Source organism: Paenibacillus sp. FW507-14B1B (assembly GCF_058781425.1).
Window position 1 is genome coordinate 247,968 of the sequence record NZ_JBYSWS010000001.1, and the last position, 24,070, is coordinate 272,037.

18 protein-coding genes are annotated in these 24,070 nt (G+C 39.9%); 17 read left to right on the forward strand and 1 reads right to left on the reverse strand.

Annotated elements, in window-relative coordinates; all coding sequences use genetic code 11:
* Nucleotides 1–56 precede the first annotated feature (56 nt).
* From yfmT to AC3WJJ_RS01120, 14 genes are all read left to right on the forward strand, one after another.
* Nucleotides 57–1,514 carry a benzaldehyde dehydrogenase gene (gene yfmT, locus AC3WJJ_RS01055; protein WP_492539531.1) on the forward strand — a complete coding sequence of 486 codons (1,458 nt, stop codon included), beginning with the start codon at nucleotides 57–59 and terminating at the stop codon, nucleotides 1,512–1,514.
* A 27-nt stretch (nucleotides 1,515–1,541) separates the two neighbouring features.
* A complete protein-coding gene (locus tag AC3WJJ_RS01060) occupies nucleotides 1,542–2,402 on the forward strand; it encodes a methyl-accepting chemotaxis protein (protein ID WP_492537221.1) in 861 nt (286 codons plus the stop codon).
* A 159-nt stretch (nucleotides 2,403–2,561) separates the two neighbouring features.
* Nucleotides 2,562–4,121 carry a spore germination protein gene (locus AC3WJJ_RS01065; protein ID WP_492537223.1) on the forward strand — a complete coding sequence of 520 codons (1,560 nt, stop codon included), beginning with the start codon at nucleotides 2,562–2,564 and terminating at the stop codon, nucleotides 4,119–4,121.
* Between the two features lie 4 nt (nucleotides 4,122–4,125).
* A complete protein-coding gene (locus AC3WJJ_RS01070) occupies nucleotides 4,126–5,328 on the forward strand; it encodes a Ger(x)C family spore germination protein (protein WP_492537225.1) in 1,203 nt (400 codons plus the stop codon).
* A gap of 8 nt (nucleotides 5,329–5,336) precedes the next feature.
* The gene (locus AC3WJJ_RS01075; RefSeq protein WP_492537226.1) at nucleotides 5,337–5,570 is read left to right on the forward strand and encodes a hypothetical protein; all 234 of its coding nucleotides are present in this window, start codon (nucleotides 5,337–5,339) and stop codon (nucleotides 5,568–5,570) included.
* A gap of 28 nt (nucleotides 5,571–5,598) precedes the next feature.
* Nucleotides 5,599–6,714 carry a GerAB/ArcD/ProY family transporter gene (locus tag AC3WJJ_RS01080; protein WP_492537228.1) on the forward strand — a complete coding sequence of 372 codons (1,116 nt, stop codon included), beginning with the start codon at nucleotides 5,599–5,601 and terminating at the stop codon, nucleotides 6,712–6,714.
* 79 nt (nucleotides 6,715–6,793) lie between these two features.
* Nucleotides 6,794–7,447, forward strand: a complete 654-nt coding sequence (locus AC3WJJ_RS01085; RefSeq protein ID WP_492537231.1) for a M48 family metallopeptidase — start codon at nucleotides 6,794–6,796, stop codon at nucleotides 7,445–7,447.
* A gap of 85 nt (nucleotides 7,448–7,532) precedes the next feature.
* The gene (locus AC3WJJ_RS01090) at nucleotides 7,533–9,302 is read left to right on the forward strand and encodes a sensor histidine kinase (protein ID WP_492537233.1); all 1,770 of its coding nucleotides are present in this window, start codon (nucleotides 7,533–7,535) and stop codon (nucleotides 9,300–9,302) included.
* 1 nt (nucleotide 9,303) lies between these two features.
* Nucleotides 9,304–10,878 carry a response regulator transcription factor gene (locus tag AC3WJJ_RS01095; RefSeq protein ID WP_492537235.1) on the forward strand — a complete coding sequence of 525 codons (1,575 nt, stop codon included), beginning with the start codon at nucleotides 9,304–9,306 and terminating at the stop codon, nucleotides 10,876–10,878.
* A 305-nt stretch (nucleotides 10,879–11,183) separates the two neighbouring features.
* Nucleotides 11,184–12,476: an ABC transporter substrate-binding protein gene (locus AC3WJJ_RS01100; RefSeq protein WP_492537237.1), complete on the forward strand. Its 1,293-nt coding sequence runs from the start codon at nucleotides 11,184–11,186 to the stop codon at nucleotides 12,474–12,476.
* A 99-nt stretch (nucleotides 12,477–12,575) separates the two neighbouring features.
* A complete protein-coding gene (locus AC3WJJ_RS01105) occupies nucleotides 12,576–13,457 on the forward strand; it encodes a carbohydrate ABC transporter permease (protein ID WP_492537239.1) in 882 nt (293 codons plus the stop codon).
* Nucleotides 13,454–14,287, forward strand: coding sequence for a carbohydrate ABC transporter permease (locus AC3WJJ_RS01110; protein WP_492537240.1), 834 nt, complete (start codon nucleotides 13,454–13,456; stop codon nucleotides 14,285–14,287). The genes AC3WJJ_RS01105 and AC3WJJ_RS01110 overlap by 4 nt, the downstream gene beginning before the upstream one ends.
* Nucleotides 14,288–14,318: 31 nt before the next feature.
* Nucleotides 14,319–16,361 (forward strand): family 16 glycosylhydrolase, encoded by a 2,043-nt coding sequence (locus tag AC3WJJ_RS01115; protein WP_492537242.1) that lies wholly within the window; start codon nucleotides 14,319–14,321, stop codon nucleotides 16,359–16,361.
* A gap of 526 nt (nucleotides 16,362–16,887) precedes the next feature.
* Nucleotides 16,888–17,352 (forward strand): hypothetical protein, encoded by a 465-nt coding sequence (locus AC3WJJ_RS01120; RefSeq protein ID WP_492537244.1) that lies wholly within the window; start codon nucleotides 16,888–16,890, stop codon nucleotides 17,350–17,352.
* Between the two features lie 791 nt (nucleotides 17,353–18,143).
* Here AC3WJJ_RS01120 and AC3WJJ_RS01125 read toward each other — a convergent pair.
* A complete protein-coding gene (locus AC3WJJ_RS01125; protein ID WP_492537245.1) occupies nucleotides 18,144–22,226 on the reverse strand; it encodes an S-layer homology domain-containing protein in 4,083 nt (1,360 codons plus the stop codon).
* A 174-nt stretch (nucleotides 22,227–22,400) separates the two neighbouring features.
* Here AC3WJJ_RS01125 and AC3WJJ_RS01130 point away from each other — a divergent pair, with 174 nt between their 5' ends.
* The 3 genes from AC3WJJ_RS01130 to AC3WJJ_RS01140 all read left to right on the forward strand — a co-directional run bounded on the left by AC3WJJ_RS01130 (nucleotide 22,401) and on the right by AC3WJJ_RS01140 (nucleotide 23,979).
* Nucleotides 22,401–22,874 (forward strand): NUDIX domain-containing protein, encoded by a 474-nt coding sequence (locus AC3WJJ_RS01130; protein WP_492539533.1) that lies wholly within the window; start codon nucleotides 22,401–22,403, stop codon nucleotides 22,872–22,874.
* 105 nt (nucleotides 22,875–22,979) lie between these two features.
* On the forward strand, nucleotides 22,980–23,543 hold the full coding sequence (locus AC3WJJ_RS01135) for a hypothetical protein (RefSeq protein WP_492537247.1): 564 nt from the start codon (nucleotides 22,980–22,982) through the stop codon (nucleotides 23,541–23,543).
* Nucleotides 23,544–23,679: 136 nt separating this feature from the next.
* Nucleotides 23,680–23,979 carry a hypothetical protein gene (locus tag AC3WJJ_RS01140; protein WP_492537249.1) on the forward strand — a complete coding sequence of 100 codons (300 nt, stop codon included), beginning with the start codon at nucleotides 23,680–23,682 and terminating at the stop codon, nucleotides 23,977–23,979.
* Nucleotides 23,980–24,070: the final 91 nt, after the last annotated feature.

The following is a 24,070-nucleotide window of genomic DNA, read 5'->3' on the forward strand; positions in this document are numbered from 1 at the left end:
AGTCGATAAATAATAGTAGGAATGAACATAAGTTTTTACTTACATAGGAGGGTTATATAATGGATTACTCAAAACTTGGTCAGCAATTTATTGGTGGAGAATGGAGAGATGGGAGAAGCGCCACCAGAATGGTTGATATCAATCCTTATAATGATGAAGTCATTACAGAATTTCAAATTGCAAATGTCGAGGACATCGATGATGCCTATAAGGCTGCTCAACAAGCAAAGCTTGCGTGGGACCGGGTTAATCCTTATCAGAAGAGGGATATCCTTGAGAACGCTGTGAAATATATTGAAGCTCATGAGTCAGAAATTTCATCTATTATTGTTCAGGAGCTAGGTGGTACTTATCTTAAGGCAGCTTTTGAAATAGGCCTTGTTAAGAATATGATTAAAGAAGCAGCCACGTTCCCACTCCGAATGGAAGGTAAAATATTGCCGTCCACGGAGAATGGTAAAGAGAACCGCTTATATCGATTCCCTGCAGGTGTTGTTGGGGTCATCAGTCCATTTAACTTCCCTTTCTTCCTGTCTATGAAATCCGTAGCTCCTGCTCTAGGTGCTGGTAATGGGGTCGTGTTAAAGCCGCATGAGGATTCACCGATCACAGGCGGAACATTGATTGGTAAAATTTTTGAAGAAGCGGGGATTCCAAAAGGTCTATTGAATATTGTGGTAACTGATATTAAGGAGATAGGTGATGCGTTCGTCGAGCATCCGATCCCGAGAATTATTTCCTTCACAGGTTCAACAAAGGTGGGAAGTTATATTGGTCAACTGGCGGTCAAAAACTTTAAGAAGCCACTACTTGAACTAGGTGGAAACAGTGCTTTTATTATTATGGATGATGCCGATCTTGATTACGCCGTTCAAGCAGCAACATTTAGTAGATTTACACATCAGGGGCAAATTTGCATGTCTGCTAATCGGATTCTCGTTCAGAAGACGATTTACGAGGATTTTGTAGATAGATTTAAGGAGAAGGTGTTGACACTTACTACGGGTGATCCAAGTGATCCGCAAACGATTATTGGACCCGTTATTAACCACCGTCAAGCAGATACCTTGGAGAAACTGATCGCCCAAGGAATTGAGGAAGGAGCTGTTCCTCTAGTTAAAGGTAAAATCAGTGGCAGATTGGTCGAACCAACCGTTCTCGTGAATGTTAAGCCCGAAATGACTGTGGCACAGGAAGAATTATTCGGTCCGGTTGTATGCATTATCCCATTCGAAACAGAGGAAGAAGCTATCGATATCGCGAATGATACGCGCTTCGGTCTAAGTGGAGCGATCCATACATCTAATGTTGAGCGTGGTGTAGAGATGGCCAAAAAAGTTCAGACAGGTATGATCCATGTGAATGATGTAACTATTAATGACGAACCGATTGTTGCTTTCGGTGGAGAGAAGCAGTCAGGTCTAGGCCGGTTGAATGGATCTTGGAGTCTTGATGAATTCACTACGATGAAATGGATTTCAGTAAACTACGGACAGAGACAACTTCCGTACTAATAGAATGGAGAGGAAGCAGTGATTGATATGACCGAAGAACAAACACAGCATGACCTTATTAAAGCATTTGTACAAATAGCACCACTGCTTAATAACCTCACGAATGATGATATTACAATTGGCATCTATGACACGGAGAAATTAATCATCAATATACCAGGCAAAACATTCTCACTGAATGTGACACCAGGAGACCCTTTAGTGGAGGGTGATATTGTTACGAATGCTATTCGAAACAATACTTCGCTGACTGCGGTGGTTCCGAAAGAATTGTTCGGATTTCCGCTGGCAGCGCGAGCTATTCCTTTGCACGATGAGCAAGGCAATGTGATTGGCGGCGTAGGTATGGGGACGAGCCTTGAGAAAGCAAACAAGCTATTTGAAATGGCTGAGAGCTTTTCTGCAATTGTTGAACAAACAACGGCTTCCATTGAGGAGATTAGTCAGTCTGTATCTCATCTGACAAACTGTGTTACGGATGTAACCAATCAAATGAACGATGTAAGCACCAGTGCGCAACAGATCGGCAAGATCTCTACTGTCGTTAAAGAGATATCTGATCAGAGTAATATGCTAGGTCTTAACGCTGCTATTGAAGCAGCTAGAGCGGGGGAAGTTGGAAGAGGGTTTTCTGTCGTAGCGGATGAGATTAGGAAGCTTGCGACGAGTTCTAAAGATAATGTCGATCAAATTAATGGTATCACTAAAAATATTCAGGAGCTGTTACTCCGCCTGAATAATGCTTTTTCCGATATCCATACATTAACTGGTAATCAATCAAGAGCGATTCAGGAATTCTCGTCGACAATAGAGGAAATCAGTCTTAAAGCGGAAGAACTCGCGCAAGTAGCAGAAGAAACTTTATATACGGAAGATACAAGGAGTTAATGTAAGGATTACATTTTAATCGAAGTTTCATCTAATTGTTATTTAAGAGCCGCATGCTTGCGGCTCTTTTTTTTATCAAGTTCTAATTGAACAATGGAATAATTTCGCATAGTTTCATGACTGAAGGAAATACTGAAAGGTAAACAGGAGGGATTTTCATTGAGATTATTCACAAAAAATAGGAAGAACAAAACAAAAGCAAAACCTTCCAACTACTCTGACTATTGCAGCAACATGAAGCAAAGTGAACAATTCTCTGAAAATCTTGAAGTAAACTTACAATTTGTTAAGGAGTCTTTAGGAAATAGCACAGATCTTATTACAAGAATATTCAATGTGGGAATCCAAGGCTCAGAACACCAAGCAGCCATTTTATTTATTGATGGATTAGCAGACACAACGATGATACAAGAGTTTATTATTCGCACACTTACCAGTAAGGACGTTATGGGTGAGAATCAAGATGTCTCAGATGCTCAAGATCTCTATATGAAAATGAAAAATCATGCGGTTTCGATAGCAGAAATTAAAGAATTGACGACATTCAATGATTTATTATCTTCTTTATTAAATGGAAATACAGTCATTCTTATCGATCAATATAACCTTGGAATTTCAGCTGGGACATTAGGATTTGAAGGACGTGGTGTAGAAGCACCGGAAGATCAGACCGTTGTTCGAGGGCCGAGAGACGCCTTTACTGAAAGCCTAAGAACAAATACAGCTTTACTTAGACGAAAAATCAAAAATCCAAACTTATGGTTACAAACTAAAAATATTGGAACGATATCTCAAACAAGTGTATCCATTATGTATATCAAAGGGATCGCAGAGGACAAAGTGGTGGAAGAAGTCACTCGAAGATTGGACGATATCCATATTAACGGGATCTTGGAGAGCGGTAATATCGAGGAATTGATAGAAGACCGAACCCTAACGCCTTTTCCGACGATATACAATACGGAGCGCCCAGATGTTATCGCTGCAGGACTGATGGAAGGACGGGTAGCTATCCTAGTGGATGGAACTCCGTTTGTTCTGTTAGTTCCAGCTCTGTTTATACAATATTTTCAAGCAGCCGAAGACTATTATCAACGTGCTGACTTTGGTTTACTTCGATTGCTTCGCGCGTTGTGCTTCTGTATAGCCTTGCTTGGGCCATCCCTCTATATTGCAATAACTACTTTTCATCAGGAGATGCTTCCTTCACCTCTAATTATCAGCATTGCTGCAGGTAGAGAAGGAGTACCATTTCCAGCATTTATTGAAGCGCTGCTTATGGAAACGATATTTGAAATCTTAAGAGAAGCAGGTGTAAGGATGCCTAGAGCCATCGGACAGACCGTATCGATTGTAGGGGCACTTGTCATCGGACAAGCAGCTGTAGAAGCGGGATTAATATCCCCTGAAATGGTTATCGTTGTTGCAATTACGGCTATTTCTTCTTTCGCAATGCCTTCTTATAATTTTGGGATTGCTGTAAGGATTTTAAGGTTTCCGCTAATGGCGTTAGCGGCAGCTGTCGGTTTATATGGGATTTTTATTGGAATTGGTTTAATGCTCATCCATTTGTGTGGTCTCAAGTCGTTTGGTATGCCATACATGGCTCCGTTTGCGCCTTTTAATCTAGAAGATCAAAAGGATAGTTTATTTAGGCTGCCTAAAGTAGGTCTTCGGATGCAGTCGCAATCCATCGGTAAGAAATTTAATAGGAGATAAGGAGATGTCTAAACGAATCCGAAGTATCTTCATATCCATTTGTGTACTGCTTCTTTTAACAGGTTGTTGGAATCGAAGAGAAGTCAATGATTTACTGATTGCCTCGGGAATGGGGGTAGATAAAGTAGATGAAGGGTATTTGGTTACGGTACAAGTCGTAGATCCAGGTGAAATTACTGCGAAAAAAGGAAGTGGTCATGCACCTGTAACGATCTATTCAGAGACGGGAGAGACTATTTTCGCAGCTCTAAGGAAGATGACGACGGTGGCAGCGCGCAAAATTTATTTCTCACATTTAAGGATGTTTATTGTCGGAGAAGAAACAGCAAAAACAGAGGGTATCGCTAATGTGACGGAATTTTTATATCGTGATCATGAGTTAAGAGCTGATTATTTTATTGCGATCGCTAGGCATAGCACGGCCAAGGAAATATTAGAGGGGCTAACGACGATTGAGAATATTCCAGCTCACAAATTATTTACTTCCCTTGAAATGTCCAGTCGTTTCTTCGCTGCCACTGAAACGTATAAAATAGATGATCTGGTATCCGATCTTGTGACAGAGGGGAAATCTCCAGCCATCACAGGTATTCAATATATTGGAGACAAAGAGAAAGCAAATAAAAAGGAAAATTTAGAGGTGACTGAGCCTTATGCTCAGCTAGAGTACAAGGGGATTGCCGTCTTCCGCGGGGATAAATTAGTTGGATGGCTCGATGAAGATGAGAGCAAAGGATATAACTATATTACTGGTAAATCAAAGGGGACAGTAAAAGCGATCTCATGTCCAGAAGAGGAAGGGGAACTGTCCATAGAGCTTGTTCGAACTAAAAGTAAGGTTCAAGTAGAACACAAAGATGAATCCCTTCAAATCCACATCAAAGTGGAGGCAGAAGGAAATGTTGGAGAAGTATTGTGTCGGCGTATTGATCTTACGGAGGCAGATACAATTACACAACTAGAGGATCTCACCGAAAAGGCAATCGAAGAAAAGGTGAATAAAGCACTTGCCAAAGTGAACGCACTTAAGTCTGATTTTATCGGCTTGGGTATGGATATTAATCGCGCCAGTCCTAGCACTTGGAAGAGATATAAAGAGGGCTGGGGAGAAAGACTGAGTTCAATTCCAATTACGGTTAAAGCTTCTGTTAAATTAAGTAATACAGGTAAGACAGATGGCTCCTTCTTAGAGAAGATAAAAGAGTGAGGCGTATCATGACAATTAAAGTGATTGGATTTATTGTGGCTGCAGGATTCTTATATTGGATTGAAATGCCTGGTCTTCGAAACACAAGAAAAAAGAAGGATATCGTCATATTTTTAAGCTTACTGACGTTAGCTATAGTCTTAGGATTGGCCAAAATTTTCAAGGTGTATCATACAACCCCACTGTACATGATTAGCGGGTTGTTTAAACCCATCAGTGATCTGATACGAATGCTTCAGTAATAAGAAATTCAAAGAAAGGAGTCTTTGTATGCAACAACCATCACCACTCAGTTTCCGCCAGTTTCAAATTCTGGTTGTTTTATATACCGTAGGTACAACGATTCTAATTATGCCTGCAGCACTAGCCACAGAGTTGAAAGAAAATGCTTGGCTTGCTCCATTGATTGCATTGGTACCCGGGCTACTCATTGTGTTTTTATATAATCGAATTAACAAGGCAGCTCCTGGAGTAACGCTATTCGAATTATGTGAATCGGTATTAGGAAAGTGGATCGGAGGAGTAGTTACCTTTCTTGTGAGTGGATTCTTCTTTCTTGCTTCAGCCATGGTACTATACGATGTAGGAAGATTTATTACGACAGTTATTATGCCGGAAACCCCCATTTTATTTATCAATTTATTGTTTGCAATACTTGTCGTCACTGCCATACGAAGCGGTCTGAATATATTTGCTCGCATGGTGGAATTGCTCTTCCCCATGTTTGTACTGTTCTTCGTCCTAATGGTTGTATTTCTGTCGCCTCAGATTGATTTTCAGAAAGCCCAACCCTTCTTTAACTTTGAAACCAATCATTTAATCTACTCTATTTTACTGGTCATTAGTATTACATATACACCACTGGTAGTTTTTTTAGTTGTTATCCCGAGATATCTGAAGAAGCCAAAGTCAGGGCGCAAAGGTTTCTATCGAGCTGTGCTCATGGGTGGAGGAATTACATTCGTTGTCGTAGCGTTAACGATATTGGTCCTAGGATATAACATAACTTCTATACAACAATTTCCGGTGTACTATCTTGCACAAAAGATTAGCGTTGGAAAATTTCTAGAAAGGGTCGAGGCCATCGTAGCTATAATGTGGCTTATCACGACGTTTGTAAAACTGTCTCTCTATTTTTTCGCCTCTGTCTCCGGTTTTGTCCATATCGCTAAATTGAAGAGTGATCGTGCTGTGCTTCTGCCCTTGGGGTTTATTTTATTGATTATATCGGTCGATATATTCCCTAATTCAATTTATGAAGCTAAATTCAACTCTTCGGATTGGATTGCATCAATCACTTGTGTAGGCATAATTCTTCCGTTATTTCTGCTGGTTGTAAAACTTCTGAAAGATCGACACCAAAAGAAGAAAAACAAATCTGTTTAACCATTGGTAACATCTAATAAGGACAATTCTCTTAATTCTGCTACAATAGAAGAAAATCCTTATAGAAACGATGTTGATCATGAAAATAAATATAGGACAACAAGAAATACAATTTCATGTAGAGTACGGCTCTCGAAAAAAATTATCCATTCATATCGATCCTAATGGCTGGGTTACGGTGAAAGCGCCAACTCGAACAGCTGATGAAGTGATAATGAATGCAGTAAGACAACATGCAGATAAGATTTTGAAGCAATTACAAGCTTTAGAAGCTGCTCGCACAGTTACACTAATAAAAGAATACGAGTCAGAAGGGAAATTCCTTCATTTAGGAAAGTACTATGCCCTTCATGAATTGATCGAAACGAGCGATCGGAGTATAGAAGAGCTTCAACGAGATCTGAAGAAATTTTACTTCGCAAGCTGTAAGAAGATTATTGGGGAACGCATCAAAATCTATCAAAAACAACTGAAAGTTACTCCTAAATCTTTCGTAATTGAGGAGTCTAGGACGAAGTGGGGAAGTTGTAACTCAGCTAAGCACCTTACGTTTAACTATCGTCTGGCCATGGCCCCTTTAGAAGTCATTGACTACGTGGTCATTCATGAGCTCTGTCACCTATTACATATGAATCACGATCGTTCTTTCTGGCGCCTTGTTGGAAGTCTAATGAAGGATTATAAATCAAAAGAAGAATATCTGGCTAGGTATGGTCAAGCGATGACATTATAATTTTCAATAGCCTGTTTTTAAAATGGATAAGGAGGCAGGAATCTGCCTTCTATTTCTTATGTTGCATATGAGGGGGAGGCATAGAGTGAAAGTATCATTACGTCAGCAGATGATTATCAGCTTTTCTGCCGTATTTATCGTTTTGATTGTGATTTTTGGTAGTTTAATTTTGAACTATAATATATCGAGTTACCAGAAACAGAGTTATGATTCGATCAACAAAGTAGTTAAAGCAAATATCTCCTTAATTGATAATTACTTGGATCAGCTTATAACGGTGTCCAAAATTGTGGCTAACGACCAGGACATCATAAAAGCAGTAACCTATCGCAACAGTGTGCAGGAAGTAGATTATGCTGTTGAACTCTATAATCAACGAGAAGTTTCATCCAAGATTAAGCAGCTTGATGTACTAGGCAATATAACGAACGCATTGATCATAGGTAATGATTATGAGTATTTATACTACTATGGAAGTTCACCTGTTCGTGGGTACCGTTTTGATCAACAAGAATGGTTCAATGACGCCAATTATATTGATACGAAATATATACGGTTTACGAATTTTCACCCAGCAGATTACCTCTTGGATCATAACAATCGAAATACCGTTTCCGTTATTACACCGATTATAAATGCGAATCAGTATTATGCAGCGGGTCGTGCCTTTTTAATGAGTGATTTTAATATTGACCCTATTATTTCGGATAAAAGTGGACAAGGAGATATGCAAATCGCGATCTATGATGGAATAAATCCGGTCTATTTTTCAAACAACAGTAGTCTTTCAACCGTGCAGAAAGAGAGAATCAGTGAGGGGCTAGCTAATGGAGATAAGTCTTTTACAGTTGCCAAGAGTGATGTACATCCGGTATCATATCTAGTCGTTAACGAAACTTCACAAGTGTCAGGCTGGACGATTCTAGGTATTATGCCGCTTACGGAAATAGAGGATATGAAATCTACCAATACGACCTTTGTTATCATTATGATTGTAATCGCTTGCATATTGGTCATTATGTTGTCTGGACTTATATCAAAATCTATACTAAACCCTATGCAGCGTCTGCTTCAGCGCTTCAATCAGATTGCTTCTGGAAGAAGGGACATTTCCTTCAAAGAGTCAAAGAGTATGGAGATTAACCTAATATCTGAAACAGCTGAACATATGCTTAAGAACATTAATCAATTAACTGACGATATTGTTGAGGAGCAGAAACGTCTGGCAAGTGAGCAACTCAAGGTGCTTCAGCATCAGATCAATCCTCATTTTTTGAATAATGTACTACAATCCATTAAATCCATGGCGATAAGCGGCGATACCGAATCAATCTCAAAGGCAACAACTTTACTCGGGAAAATATTATCGTATTCCGTATACAATCCATATGATCTTGTGGAACTGAAACAGGAATTGAGTTATACAGAAAATTATATAGCCCTTCAGAATATTCGATTTAATGGCATGATTATTTACAGCTTGAGTTGTGATGATGATCTCGACCATTATCCGGTTCCAAAACTGATGATTCAACCTTTAGTTGAGAATGCTATTGAGCATGGCTTTAAGGATCGTCAGGAGGGTAATCTATCGATCGTGGTAGAAGATGCAGGCAATGAGATTTATATAGCTGTCACTAATGATGGATCCGTTGTGGATTCAGCTGAAGTAGAACGAATCAACAATGTTTTAGCAAGTCAGGATACATACAAACAGAACAAGAGTATCGGCCTACTTAATCTTAATCAACGATTGAAAAGCTGTTTTGGTATGCAAGCTGGAGTCAAAATGCTGTCCAGAGAGGGCATGAATACAAGTATTGTCATTACAATACCGAAGCGAAAGAAGGATTAAAATGCTATCAGCGATCATTGCAGATGATGAAATTTTATCGATTAAAATGATGGAGAATATTCTGGATTGGGAGAGTCTTGGCATCCGTATCGTAGGTACAGCCCAGAATGGATTAGAAGCGCTCAATCTATGTCACTTGAATGACCCGAACATTATCATTACGGATATTCAAATGCCTAATCTAAATGGACTGGAATTTATTAAAAAAGCTAGAGTTACAAATCCCGAGGCAGAATTTGTTCTAATCAGTGCTTATGCGGATTTTGATTATGTGAAAAAGGCAATTGAGCTCGGATGTACGAATTACATTTTGAAGCCGATCGATGAACTTGAGTTAGAGCAGACCTTAAAGAAGATCATTGCCAAGATCAGTGACAAGAAAACAGCGGAGAAGAACGCGGTGAAGAATCGTATGGAACATGACAGACAAGTCATACAGCGATTTATGACCAACGGAGCCAACCTGCTTGCCGCAGGAAAAAGCGTGAGTAGCCTCAATTTAGATATGAAATCGTACACGTTATTTAGCTTTAATCTTACAGACCAATCAATGAACGACTACATCGAGAACGGATTGCAGCTGGACGCACAGATGGGATTCATCATGGATCGGATGTCCAACGTTATGGATAATTTCGGTCCATCTATTGTGTTTGATTACAAGGATTATGCTTGGTCAGCAATTCTTACCGGTGAGTACTCCCATGAATGGCTCGCTGAATGTGCTACGAAGATGATAGCATTCTTCGCTGAGGATATTCGTATGGACATTCGAGTGTGCTTTAGTTCTCATGGATTTCGGCTGAGTGAACTTCCTGAGGTATATAAACGTTTAGAAGATCTAAACCGATATAGTGCATATATTGGAGAAGAGCAAGTTCTCGGGTACGGCTACAATATCGTCGAAACAACATTTCAGCAGGTAGATTTTTTAGCTTATACGAAGCAGTTGGGCGAATATCTGAATCAGAACGAAGCGGGAGAAGCTGCACGCATCATCGAAGAGGTCTTGTTACTATCCTGTAAATCGGACCCTGCCTCTCTTCATTTATTTATTGATTTTTACTACAATGCTTTTTGTGCGATACGAGAGAGACTTATTAAGGGAAATCGATTAAAAGAGCAGCAACAGTACATCCTTAATATGAGCTATCAGGATATATCGGATATATCTACAGCAGATGAAATGAGCCGGTTCATGAACCGAATATTACAGCTTCTTTCGAGCGAGACTTCGCAGACAATCCGGCCACAGTATAGTGACTTGGTGGAAGCAGGTATTCATTATCTGAATGATAATTTTGATCGTAATCTTTCTTTAGAGGAGATATGCTCAGAGCTTTCTGTAAGTAAAAATTACTTCAGCTATTTATTCAAACGTGAGACTGGCTGGAATCTGTGGGCGTATCTGACTGAAATTCGGTTAACGAAATCCAAAGAGTTGCTGCGAACAACCGATTACAAAAGTTATGAGATCGCCTATATGGTCGGATATGACAATCCTAGTTATTTTTCGAAGTTATTTAAGAAAAGCACCGGGCAGACACCGAATGAATACCGGGCTGCAGAAACGTAATGGAGTGCTACTGAAACATTTAATATATAATCCTATGAAGGCTTACCCTCCGGTAATCTAAGCTTTTGACCTCGGGGTAAGCCTTTTCTGTGATTTGAATCAGATCGTAATAAAGTGATAGAAACGATAAAGGAGGCGTAATATTCTGCAATCGCTTTCATTTCTCGCTCGAAAACAACTTATAATTTGCAAAAACACATTAATTTAATGCTATACAAACGGAATACAGTTTATTCGAACATCAATGTGTCACTGGTATGATATAACAAGAAACACGGTTTGCACATAAAAGGGGGATACAACACATGAAGAAAAAATGGTTATCTATGCTACTTGTCTTGACCATGATTCCAGCTCTGATTGCTGGTTGTGGAAGTGGCACACCAAAAGGCGAATCATCCAGCGGGGATGGAAAGGATAAGGAAGTGAAGGAACCGGTTGAGATTCGGATCATGGGATACAATGCGGAATCTTCCCGAGCGACTTATTTAAAAATGCTAGATGAGAAGCTGCCTAACATTAAGATTGTATTTGAATTTGTCGCACTCGATAATTTCAACAACGTCTTGAATTCTCAGCTTCAAGCTGGTCAAGGTCCTGACATTATTGAAGTAGGTGGCGAGACTAGGTTGCTAGCTAACGCAGGATTCCTTATGGACCTGACGAACGAAGGCTTTACATCGAAATATGCGGATGCTGGTTTAGCACCCTACTCGCTAGATGGAAAAGTGTATGCTACTCCGCTTCAAAGTTGGTATGAAGGTATCTTCTATAACAAAAAGATGTTCCAAGAATATGGAATCGAAGTACCTAAAACCTTTGATGAGTTCATTCAAATCCATAAGCAGTTAGCGGATAAAGGAATTAAACCACAGACGATGGGCGCACAATCTTGGGAACCAATGATGAAACAAAGTATTGGCCTTGTAAACAATGATTTTTATTCTAACCCAGATAACAAAGACTTTGACAAGAAATTCAATAAGGGAGAAGCTAAACTTGCAGACGCATGGCTTCCTGCTGTAGAGAAATGGTCTCAGTTAATCACGGAAGGTATTCTGAAACCGGATATGCTCGGATTAAGTTATGACCAAGCACTAGATGAATTTGCAACAGGAAAAGCAGCAATGTGGGAAAGTGGTCCTTGGGCTGTCGGAACGATTATGGAGAAAAGTCCAGATTTCGAACTAGGTATGTTCCCAATCCCTGGCTCTGAAGAAGGACCCGGCTGGCTTGTAGGAGGACCTGGATCTGCTTTTGCAGTAAATGCAAATACAGAGCATAAAGAAGAGGTACTTCAAATTCTAGATTTAACAGCAACACCAGAAGCACAGCAAGCACTTATTAAAGACAATGCAGGTAGCTCTTTCTTGAAAGGTGTAGAAGTAGATTTAGGTGAGATTTATGCTGATTGTGAAGAAGCCTTTAAAGCGGGCAATGTATATGCTCCATGGACAGCAGCATGGGATTCAGGTAACCCTGTGGTAGAAGGTTATGGAAAGTCACTTCAAGAGGTTGTAGCCGGCGTCAAAACGGTGAAACAAGCACTTGAAGATGCTGATAATATCAATCAGACCATGCGCGAGTCGCTCAAATAAAGAGAGAACGGGCCTTGTGCGAAATAGAAACCGGCTGCTTGAATCAGAGCTACCCGGTTTTTATTTCTCTCTGGCTTAAATAGGAGAGGAGAGACACCAGTGAATGCTAAACGAAGAGACAGAGTTTTCCTATTCATGATACTCCCGGCCTTCATCGGCTTTTTAATGTTATTCATTTTACCGACGGTCATGAGTTTTGGATACAGCGTAACCAACTGGTCTGTATATAAACCGAATTATAATTTTGTAGGTTTGGATAACTACGTAAGTTTATTTAATGACACGAAGAATATTGCGGCGATTAAACACTCAGTCACGTATGCTTTAGTCATTACAGTCATCCAAAATGGTCTTGCTATCGTATTTGCAGTACTGCTTAATCGAAAAGGGATCATGGCTAACATGGTTAAGTCGATTTTCTTCTTACCGGCAGTACTCAGTATTCTCGTTGTAGGTTTTCTGTTCCAATATATTATGACTTCTGCCGATTACGGACTTTTAAATAATATCATCCAGTTTTTCGGGGGTACACCTGTCAACTGGCTTGGAAATGGAAAGATTGCACTATATTCCGTATTGGCCACTCAAGTATGGCAGTGGACAGGATGGAGCATGGTTATCTATATCGCCAATCTAAAAAGCATCGACTCTTCACTTTATGAAGCTGCAGACATTGATGGCGCTAGTAAAATTCAGACTTTTCGTAGAATTACGCTTCCATTGTTATATCCGGCGGCATCATTCAATATTCTTATGAGCCTAATCGGTGGTCTGAAAGTGTTTGACGTCGTATTCGCGATGACAAAAGGTGGTCCGGGGTATGCAACCGAAACCATCATGACCACGCTGATCCGGGAAGGATTTAATTCAGGACGTACCGCGTATGCTTCGGCTTTTGCCGTTGTCTTCTTCGTGATCGTCTTCGTCCTGACCCAATTAATCACCTTCTTCTTAAACAAATGGGAGGAGAAAATAGCATGAGCCAAACGAGAAAATTACAATCTATGGGCATGAACCTTCTTTTTGCAGTCATTGGTGCGGTCATGCTGCTCCCTATCTATTACTTGCTCGTAACCACATTTAAGACACCTGCTGAGGCGACGGAAAGTCCGCTTGGAATACCTAAAAGCTTAAGTTTAGGCAACTATATCGAAGCGTTTAATGCCATGAATTATCCACGGGCCTTTATGAACAACCTTTTGATTACAGGTATTGCCGTTGTTGTACTTGTGCTGATTTCTTCAATGGCAGCCTATGTTATTGCAAGAAGCAACAAGCGCATCTTTAAATGGATGTTCGCCATCTTTATGGTTGGACTCATTATCCCTTTTCAAATTGCGATCATCCCGCTTTATAAAATCATTGCGGGTTTACATTTAATGAATACACTTCCTGGTGTCATATTAATTGATGTGTTTTGTATCAATCTTCCCTTATCTATATTTTTGTTTCGAGGTTTTATTAATACGGTTCCGATCGAGCTCGAAGAAGCAGCAGGCATTGACGGATACGGTACATTTAGAACCTTCTGGAGCATTATATTCCCGCTTCTGAAACCGATTGTTTCTACTGTGGCGATTTTGGATGCATTAGCCATATGGAACGATTTCTTAACACCACTCTTGTTTTTACAGGATCCGAATAAAGCGGTCTTGCTTCAAGAGGTTTACAAAAATGTCGGTCCATTCTCTACGGATTGGACATCGTTTTTCCCCATGTTGGTGTTGTCCACTTTACCACTGGTCATCTTCTTCCTCATCATGCAAAAGAGCATTATTGATGGTGTAGTGGCTGGTGCAGTAAAAGGATAATATATTTAAACTCGTCTAAGGAGGAAGTTAAATGTCATGGAGATCGGTAAGAAATGTACTCAGAGTTCCAGTGTCGCTAGCATTATTAGCAGGATTGATTCCTGCAACATTAGCCCACGGAGCTACTGAATGGTCCCAGCAAGTTGAAGCCGAAAGTGGATCAAAGACAGGTACAGTAAAAGAGGAAGTTGTAATAGGGAATTCGGGGAAAACCGTTAGTTTTATTGATAACGGAGAAGCGAATAGTCTAACTGTTCGAGTCACGCCTCCACAAGGTACAACTTTTGACATGAGCATTCGTTACCGATCAGGAGAGATTCGAAATTTAATGTTCTCTGTTAATCAACAGGCTCCGCAGCATATATCCTCTCTGAATAGTGGCGGATGGGGTACATTTACGACTGAGACACTTCCAGTGAAACTTACGGCGGGACAGGAAAACACGATTAAATTCTTTGCTCCTACGGGACAGAATGGCCCTGGTCTTGATTATATTACGTTTCGTGAATCATCTCCGTCTCCAATAGAGAAGCCGGGTTACCGGCTGATATTTCAGGAGGAATTTGAGGGGAACACCTTAGATGAACAGAAGTGGGTAGACAAGTATCTATCTTCATGGACGAAGACCCCACAGTGGGCTCAGCCGACATACGTGATGGAGAATGGTCTCATGAAGTTGCAAATCATGGCTAATACCCAACCATGGGCACCTGAGTTTGATGGACAAACCGTAGTATCAGGCTTTACAACAGGAAACAGGAATGGTCTTCATAATTGGAATGGAAACAATGTTGTTAGAAATCCATTGGAGACTGAGTTAACGCATATTAATAAATATGGTTATTATGAGATCCGTGCGATGGGACAGCCTGGCTCATCACGACATGTTGCTTGGTGGCTTCTAGGATTTGAAGATACACCGAAAGAATCTGCAGAAGTTGATATTTTTGAAATTTTGGGTTTGAATGCTCATCAAGTGCCAGTTGCATTTCATCGCTGGGGTGATCCTGATGCGCCTCAGGGCAATGGCTTTACTTACACGAATAACAATAAGGATTTTCATAATGAATTTCATACGTACGGCTTTAATTGGGTTGAGGGTGCAGGGAGTGGAAACCAGCCTGACAAAATGGAGTTTTACGTTGATGGTGTAAAGACAGGCGAAAGAAACGTGAATATTAGCTATCCAATGATTCAACTTTTCTCATTATATGAGAAGAGAGCGGGGGGATGGACAGGACCATGGGTGAGTAAACCATACCCTAATACATTCCGTCTAGATTATGTACGTGTATACAAGCCGATTCCTCAAGGTCATGTAGCACTGCCGCCCGAACAACTTGCTATTACTAATATAGCGAATGTTACGATGTCAGTACCTCCTTCATCCACACCAAAATCTTATATCTCTGCCGTGGTTGGACAAGAAGGACAGACTTTTACAGAACCGAATTTACCTGGCACGAAGTCATACACGAATGTTACTTATAATGATGGAGTCGTCACTCAAGAGTTTGTACGATGGGATCCAATCTCAGCTCAGGATTTGGAGAAATTAGCTAGAGGAGAGAGTATTATTAAGAATGGAGTGCTCCCGAATATTCCTTCCAATACGCAAGGATTGAGCACACCGACGTTGACAATAAACCCTACCTCTTGGGATACGAATCTAAATCCAAACAAGTTAGATCTCTTATTTGATGGCGATACCACTTCGAATTCGTCGGCTTGGACGGCTGTTATGAATCCACTCCCAGCCAACGCTTTCATCTCTTATCATTTCGGTAGTCAAAAGACGATATCATCTATGTTATTCTCAGCCAATTACGGGAATGGACAGGGCATTCGTTCGTTCACACTTTCATCGTGGAATGCGCAGACCAGTAGCTGGATAGACCAAGGCGTAGAGTATACAATCCCTTGGACAAGTGTTGGTGATCGTGAAGCAGGTGAAACGGTAAGGGTTAATCTACAACAGCCATTAACAAGTTCTGCTATCAAAATCAATATCAAATCCGTCAATACGAAATGGGAGAACAAAATCGTAATGCGTGAGATTGCATTTGTAGAATAAATGAATTTGAAACGTAGAGCCAAAGTGGATTCTTTGAGAAAAGGATCCACTTTGGGTTTTTTAACGTTTATAATCAATGTATTGATTTCAGTAGGAGCTGATTGCTTGGAAAGAATATTATTAAAGACAATCCGAATTAGAATCCCCACTAAAAACAATATATTAAGAAATTTAGTACCATCACATTTTGAGATGGTTTTTTTATTGATTAAAAAGTGAAGGAGCAGAAATCTTCAAACACATATATAGTGTCTAATTTGATTAGTATGATTTGATTAAAACGAATGGATAAATAATCCCTTCTATAAAAATAGTGGCATCCCCATACCTCATACTTTGTAATTCTTAAAAAGTCTTCATTATGCGCTGTTACTATTAGACCGTAATAACGAAATTGAAATTGCTATGAAAGAAAATAAGCTTTGTAAAATATTAAATATGATGTTATATTTTTAATTATAAGGAATGATTTGGTAAACATCCCAATCATACCTAAAATTATTTGATAAAGGGGAATAATAAGACGATGAATCGAATGATGAAATTTGCAACAACTGCTACAATGGCTGCTACTTTGTTGGTGAGCGGTTCCTCTGTATTTGCTAACGAAAATGCTTCTCCTGCACCAATCCCTAGTCTAAGTTTGATAGATTCAACAGAAATCACACCTTATGATACTTCAAATGTGATTTATAACAATCAACTTAAAGATGGGGTAAAACCAAAATTCACTATCCCAAAGGGCTATGGATGGGTGAAAGTCTGGGTTCAAAATAATACTAATGCGGAAATGACTGTCCGAGTTACTCAAGGCAGTCTTACGGGAACGGAAAAGATGAATTTTAAAGTAGCAGCTAATAGTCAAGGGTACTTAATTGGAACTGCTGCTTGGTCAACTGGAGATTTTTATGTTGCAGTCTCCACAGCAAACAGTGTAGCACTTTCAGGCTTGTTGTCGGTCAAATTGGCGACTACACAAGGGGAGCTTTAATTAAACTCTTCCATTTGCTTTAGAAACTAACCCTATTTATTAGTTCGATGCTGCAATAAACGCTTCATGACGAACCTTTTCGAAGTCTTACTTCGGTCTAATCGAATATTTTAATACGAACCTCTTTGGCGTCCAAATGAACCATTCCTTAATGGAATTTATGGACGAGTGAAGTGCACCCCTTAGAATAAGACATTGGAAAAACCCCTAGGTTATTCCGATGAATTATAGGGGGTGCATTTTTATGTAGCAGACGGTCAAAGGTATAAATTATTTTCAGAAGAAGTAAAAAAGAGGAGATTCGCCTGCATGTTTAGGAAAACTGGAATAGGGCGAATTAACAAGCATTTCAACATTCAAGATAAAGATCGAGATAAGAAACAGCACTTCACAATTACGAAGAAGCTGCGAAACCAGGGCAAATAACTGAACTTTTCCAGTTCTGCAAGTGGATACCATGGCTATTGGAAGCGAAAAGTGAATGACCGGAATGCCGAAGACAAACGGCTGATCTGTATAGTGTACAAACGCTACGAAGGAAAATATGGTTATCGACAAATGGATATAATCCAATTCCGCGTGGGCGAGCGTTGACTATACCTCTCGGGTTGACCAAAGTGCTGATAGGGTCTTTTTTCACATAATCCAAACATAAAATTATTCCTTTCACGCTTTTTTTTCTAAATATATAAAAGATACACCAGGATTTAATGAATGTTTGGGGAGAAGAACAACACCTCCCTCTTTATACTTTGAGAGGGAGGTGTTGTCGCATTACATTAGATCTAAGCCTAGTTCTTCACTTTTAACAGTTTCGCGATAAAGGCTGCTGCTTCGCCGCGTGTAGCAATCTGCTGAGGAGCAAATCGATTCTGTCCTACCCCGCCAACAAGACCTTCCTTAACAGCTGTTGCGATATAAGGTACTGCCCAAGCCGGGATAGATTTACGATCTGAGAAGGAGAGGGATGCATTAGCATTTACCTTTAGTCCTGCAGCACGAACCATCCAGGTGGTTACCTCTGCACGATTGAGCTGCTTATCTGCTCTGAATGTACCATCCGCATAACCACTAACAATTCCTGCTTCGATAGCGGAAGAAACATAAGGCTTAGCCCAAGCTGGGATATTCTTCACATCTTTAAATGTAAGGTTATTCATCTGGTTATTCATCCCTAAGGCACGACCTAGCATCGTAATAAATTCCGCGCGGTTAATGGTTGCGTTCGGTTTAAACGATTGGTCGCTGTAACCCGAAATGTACCCCGCTGTAATACCGGCTTGAATGGCGCTTTCTGCCCAGTGTCCTGAAATGTCTTTAAGTACAACCGGAGTGGTGCCGGTTCCCTCATTCCCTGTAGAACTACTTCCATTTCCAGTAGTACTTCCGTTGTTCGAACTGTTGGTTCCACTATTGTTGTTATTCGAACCAGTATTGTTGCCATTCGTATTGCCTGATCCTGTGTTACTTCCACCACCGGAAGAATTTCCGCCACTAGAACCAGAACCTGGAGTAGTGGGATTGCTACCATTGTCCGTACCTGTTCCAGGGCCCGGTGTAGAAGGCTCCGAATCTTTTTTGATAATACCAAATTGATCTACAATGAATGGTTTCGCATCATTTTTATTCTGATCGATTTCATAAGTAACAGCTGTAAACTTGTTACCGTCTACTGTAATACCCATAAAGTTTTGAACCTGGCTCCGTTTGGGTCTACGGTTATCACTTGGATCTGGACCATAGATAGCAGCATGATTCTCCTCGGCTCGGTCGAAGAGATTATAATAGCTTTCCCCAAGTGTATCACTAGCGTTCTTGTAGTATACTTTTGGTCCAGCTGTCGCTGGTATGACATAGATGCTACCATCTGGATTAACACTGTATTCGATGGTTTCTCCATGTAAGGATTCTTTTATTTTTGTAGGAGATGTTGCTTTACCATCTTTAGTAATCGGTTTGGTACGGGCATAAATATGGTCATGTCCTTGCATAACAAAGTCAATGTCCAGTTCAGCCATAAGGGGTGCAATCTGCTGTCGAACTCCGTTAGCCCCCATGATATCAGAGTCAGTTGCATGGTTTGAGGTCGTATAAGGTCCCTTATGAATATTGACAAATATCCACTTCGCACCTGCTTTTTTGGCTGCAATGGCATCTTTCTTTAACCATTCGACTTGTTCTTCGGAGAAGTTTGCATATTTTTCTGAATCTTCGTTAGAATTCAGTACGATAAAATGAGCATTGTTGTAATCATAGGAATAGTAAGCTCCAGTTTCCGTAGCGGAACCTTTAGGTTCATTAATATTAAAGTGCTCATAGAAAGCAAAATTCTCATCCTCATGATTACCAGCAGAAGGTACGAAGGTCGTATTTAATAGACTCTTTTGAGAGAAGCCAAGCAACCAGTCCCATTGTTCTTCTTTAGTGCCCTTATCCACCAAATCTCCATTGTGAACGACAAACTGAGCATCCTTGACGGTTTGAAGTGCTTTTTCAAGTGTCTGTGCAGATAATTCAGCTTCATCTGAAGTTTTAGCTTGTGTATCTGCAAGATCAATGAATGTAAAAGCACCACTTGCTGCTGAAGTTTGAATGGTGCCAACATCACTCCAAACCCCGCGTTCTTTATCGCCTACCCGATAATAATACGTAGTATTCGCTTCAAGTCCAGTGGCCACTGCTTTATGAACGAGTTCGTCTCTGGAATTGCTAGATGGAGCAGAGGAGCCTGTAAATATAGTTGCTTTGCTAAAGTCAGGTTCTGAATCCGTTTGTTTCGTGATTTGAACAGTTGAATCCGTTAGCTTTGTGGACGTATACCACGTAAAGCCTTTGGAAGACTTCGTATCTCCATAAAAAGTAGCAGTTATTTTGCTAATCTTCTCATTGCTGTAATCCGGTTCATCCTGTTTGGTAATTCCAAACTGATCTACAATAAATGGGGTCGCATTGTTAATACTTTGATCGATTTCATAGGTTAATGCACTGAGTTTATCGCCGTCAATTGTAATGCTTGCAAAATTCTGAACCAGTCCGCGCTGAAGACTTCCATTCTTAAAGGCATGGTTCTCTTCAGCCCGCTCAAATAAATTGAAGTAGTTATCTCCCAAGAGAGAGCTTTTATTTTTGGAATAGACTTTCGCACCCGCCGTAGAAGGAATGTAATAGATTGTTCCGTTAGGTTTAACGGCATATTCAATAGTATGTCCTTGATAAGTTTCGGTGATTTTTTCTACATTCTCAGCGGTACCATCTGCAAGAATCGGCTTAGACCTTGCGTAGATATGATCATGTCCTTGAAGTACAAGATCGATACCAAGCTCATTCATCAAAGGAGCAATCGTCGTACGTTCTCCACCCGGTCCCATGATATCGCTATCCGTCGCATGGCTAGCTGTTGTATAAGGACCTTTATGTAAATTGACAATGATCCATTTGGCTCCTGCAGCTTTAGCCTGACGAACATCCTCTTTCAGCCAAGCAACTTGCTCAGGAGAGAAATTACGAAAATCCGAGGAATTCTCATTCGTATTCAGTACGATAAAATGAGCATTACTGTAATCATACGAATAGTACTCACCTGTTTCAGTAGATGAGCCTGGAGGAGATAATATATTGAAATGTTGGTTGAAAGAATACTTTTCTTTCTCATGATTTCCTGTTGCTGGAGCAATGGTTGTATTGAGTAAGCTATTTTGCGAGAAGCCAAGCAACCAATCCCATTCTTGTTCATTAGAACCACGTTCAACAATGTCGCCGTTTAGCATGAAGAATTGTACCTCAGGTACGGTCTGCATAGCTTTAGAGATCGTGGCTGCAGATAGTGCAGCTTCTTCTTCATTCTGAGCTTGGGTATCGGATAGATCGACAAAAGTAAAGGCTCCGTTCTCAGGTGCCGTTGTGAATACTCCGACTTCACTCCATATATTTAAGCTTTCGTCTCCCACACGATAGTAATAAGAAGTTTTGGGTTGTAGTCCTGTAGCTTCTGCCTTATGTGAAATTTCATCGGAGTATTTTGCTGATTCTGATCTACCTACGAACTTCATGGCGGAATTAAAATCAGGTAGATCACTTCCTTTTGGAACAACTTGAAGATCGCTGTTTACCGATTGCTTAGGAGTGAACCATGTAAATCCTTTAGCAGTCTTAGGGTCACCCTTAAAAGTAACCGTAACTTTTGTTACTTCAGTCGTAGGTACAGGTGGAGCATCTTCATGTGCATCCAGACGCATATCAAAGTACAAATCCGAGCTACCATCACTCTGCTGATGAACTTCTACTCCGATCTCATTATCTCCATCCCGTAGTAGAGCTTTAAGAGAATTCGTCAGATCGATATCTGAATAAATAACGGGAAGATCTTTACTCGAAATAGCTTTTGTATAGAAGTCGATCGGACCATCCGGCATTCCGAAACGAGTCACTTCTTGACCATTTACATAAAGGACTGCACCATCATCGATTGCAAAGGTTCCGAGGATTTGTCCATAGTTTTGAATCTGCTCCGCATTCACATTTATATTTTTGCGGAAATATGTAGTGCGTGGCTTCATTTTTTTGTCACTGCCGTAACTGGTAGTTGTTTGTAGTGGCCCAAACTTATCTGTGGCGATCATACTGCCATTATCTTTGTAGCCGAAGGGGGCCATTCCTTGACTCCAGCTTGAATCATCGTAGGTGGCTTGCCAAACAGTGCCAAGGTCATTTCCTTGGTCATTGTATTTCCATTCCGAATTCTTTTCCAGTAAGATATCCCAACCTTCTAATGATTCAGCAAAGACTGGCGCGCTTTTCGGGATTACAACCAGCCCAAGTAGTAGAGCTAGTGCTAGAATCATCGACGTGCCCTTTTTCAATCGTTTGTTAAACATGAATACACTCCTTTTTAGTTTGGAAAATATAGTATTTCTTTCAGAAGCATAGCAATGATTTGTTATTAGAGTATTATGGATGATCACTAGTTGTATAAAATTAACAACAGCAGAATTACTTTTATCTTATAATTGAAGTTAGAACATACAATAAACAGAATTGTGGGTGGAAATATGCCAATGTCAGATTACTATAAGAATTTAAGAGATAAATTAGGACCAGATTTATTGTTTATGCCATCTGTTGCAGCAGTTGTAAGAAATGAGAAGAATGAGATCTTATTTATACGTAAGGAAAATGAGGTTACTTGGGGGTTACCTGCGGGTGCTATAGAAATGGGCGAAACACCGTCTATAGCGGTGAAGCGAGAAGTATATGAAGAGACGGGATTGCATGTGAGTACTGAGCAGATTCTTGGTGTTTTTGGTGGAGAGAAATACCGGTATACATATCGTAATGGTCATCAAGTTGAATATATTGTAACGGTGTTTGAATGTTCAATTATTGATGGGGAACTGAATGGACTTGATGGAGAAGCAGTAGAGCTTCGATTTTTTACAGAAGAAGAAATTCCGGAAATAGCAATTCAATATCCTAAGGAACTATTTATGAAAGATCTGCATAGCGACAGGGCTTTGTATGAATAATACTCAAATAATTCATCATGCAACTATTTCATGAGTACTTCGTCTATTATGTGAATAAGTCAATCTCTGTGGAGGTTACTATTATATAAGATCTAGGAGGGACACATGCAGTTCACAAGGAAACAAAACACAAACAGTATTATTTTTATTACGACGATTCTAATCTTGATAGCGTTGTTAGTTTACTTCACTTCGGACAGGTCGAACAAACCATATGGAAATGATGAAGAGTCCATAAAAAAAGTAATAACCTCGATCGAAGGATACGAAAATGATTCGATAGAAATACTAGAGATCAAAGATATAAATGACATTAGAGTTGTAGGTTTTTTAATAGATAATAATCCTGCATATATTCAATTCACCAAAAATCAAAAAGGTAATTACGAATGGAAACACATTGAGAAAAATTCGAATCAATCATTTGCTTCTTTTTTAGTGCTGCAATCGAAAGATATATCCAAGTCGATGTCTTTCATGATAGTTACAAATCCAGCGAATGATATTGCTAAAATGCGCTTACAAGTAAATGAACAAGAAATACTGCAGAATTTTAATATCCATGAGAAATCAGTTGCTTGGATCGATTTGCCTGACTCAAAAGATGGAAGCTATGCATTTGATTATAAATATTACGATAACGAAGGAAATTTAATAGAACATAATTAGTTAGCAATGAAAAATATGATTCTTCGACTCATAAGGATGCATAGTCAATATAAATAGCTACCATCATGCATGGTAGCTATTATTCATTGTAGAATGAGAGGTGATATATGTGGCGAATATTAGGAGTTACATCTTGATGTTGGTAATAGGTGTTTCCACCGTATTTGCAGGATGTTCTTCAACAGATAAAACGGAACATACTATAACTCAACGTATAGAAGTATCTGATTTTGTTCTCGAAGTAACAACGTCAACAGTTATAGCTACTGGCGATGTATTAGAAGTGAAAGGAACTCTAACCTATACGGGTGTTAAACCCGTAAAAGTTACTCACGGAGAGTCAATCATTCGCTTTTACTTCTCAGGTAGTAACGAAGAGCGTAATTATACGAATAAGGGGTACTTAACGGGGTCAAATCGTGGAGGTGGCAGATGAATTTATAGCCACGAAAAAAGGTAAACACGATCTATCTGTGAATTTTGATGGGTTTAGTAGTTTACAGAATGGAACATTAACTATGGATCCG

Bases quoted from the DNA above. Each gene is read 5' to 3' on its own strand.
- AC3WJJ_RS01060 (WP_492537221.1), top strand. From the start codon at position 1,542: ATGACCGAAGAACAAACACAGCATGACCTTATTAAAGCATTTGTACAA.
- AC3WJJ_RS01070 (WP_492537225.1), top strand. From the start codon at position 4,126: ATGTCTAAACGAATCCGAAGTATCTTCATATCCATTTGTGTACTGCTT.
- AC3WJJ_RS01075 (WP_492537226.1), top strand. From the start codon at position 5,337: ATGACAATTAAAGTGATTGGATTTATTGTGGCTGCAGGATTCTTATAT.
- AC3WJJ_RS01080 (WP_492537228.1), top strand. From the start codon at position 5,599: ATGCAACAACCATCACCACTCAGTTTCCGCCAGTTTCAAATTCTGGTT.
- AC3WJJ_RS01085 (WP_492537231.1), top strand. From the start codon at position 6,794: ATGAAAATAAATATAGGACAACAAGAAATACAATTTCATGTAGAGTAC.
- AC3WJJ_RS01095 (WP_492537235.1), top strand. From the start codon at position 9,304: ATGCTATCAGCGATCATTGCAGATGATGAAATTTTATCGATTAAAATG.
- AC3WJJ_RS01100 (WP_492537237.1), top strand. From the start codon at position 11,184: ATGAAGAAAAAATGGTTATCTATGCTACTTGTCTTGACCATGATTCCA.
- AC3WJJ_RS01110 (WP_492537240.1), top strand. From the start codon at position 13,454: ATGAGCCAAACGAGAAAATTACAATCTATGGGCATGAACCTTCTTTTT.
- AC3WJJ_RS01115 (WP_492537242.1), top strand. From the start codon at position 14,319: ATGTCATGGAGATCGGTAAGAAATGTACTCAGAGTTCCAGTGTCGCTA.
- AC3WJJ_RS01120 (WP_492537244.1), top strand. From the start codon at position 16,888: ATGAATCGAATGATGAAATTTGCAACAACTGCTACAATGGCTGCTACT.
- AC3WJJ_RS01125 (WP_492537245.1), bottom strand. From the start codon at position 22,226: ATGTTTAACAAACGATTGAAAAAGGGCACGTCGATGATTCTAGCACTA.
- AC3WJJ_RS01130 (WP_492539533.1), top strand. From the start codon at position 22,401: ATGCCAATGTCAGATTACTATAAGAATTTAAGAGATAAATTAGGACCA.
- AC3WJJ_RS01135 (WP_492537247.1), top strand. From the start codon at position 22,980: ATGCAGTTCACAAGGAAACAAAACACAAACAGTATTATTTTTATTACG.
- AC3WJJ_RS01140 (WP_492537249.1), top strand. From the start codon at position 23,680: ATGTTGGTAATAGGTGTTTCCACCGTATTTGCAGGATGTTCTTCAACA.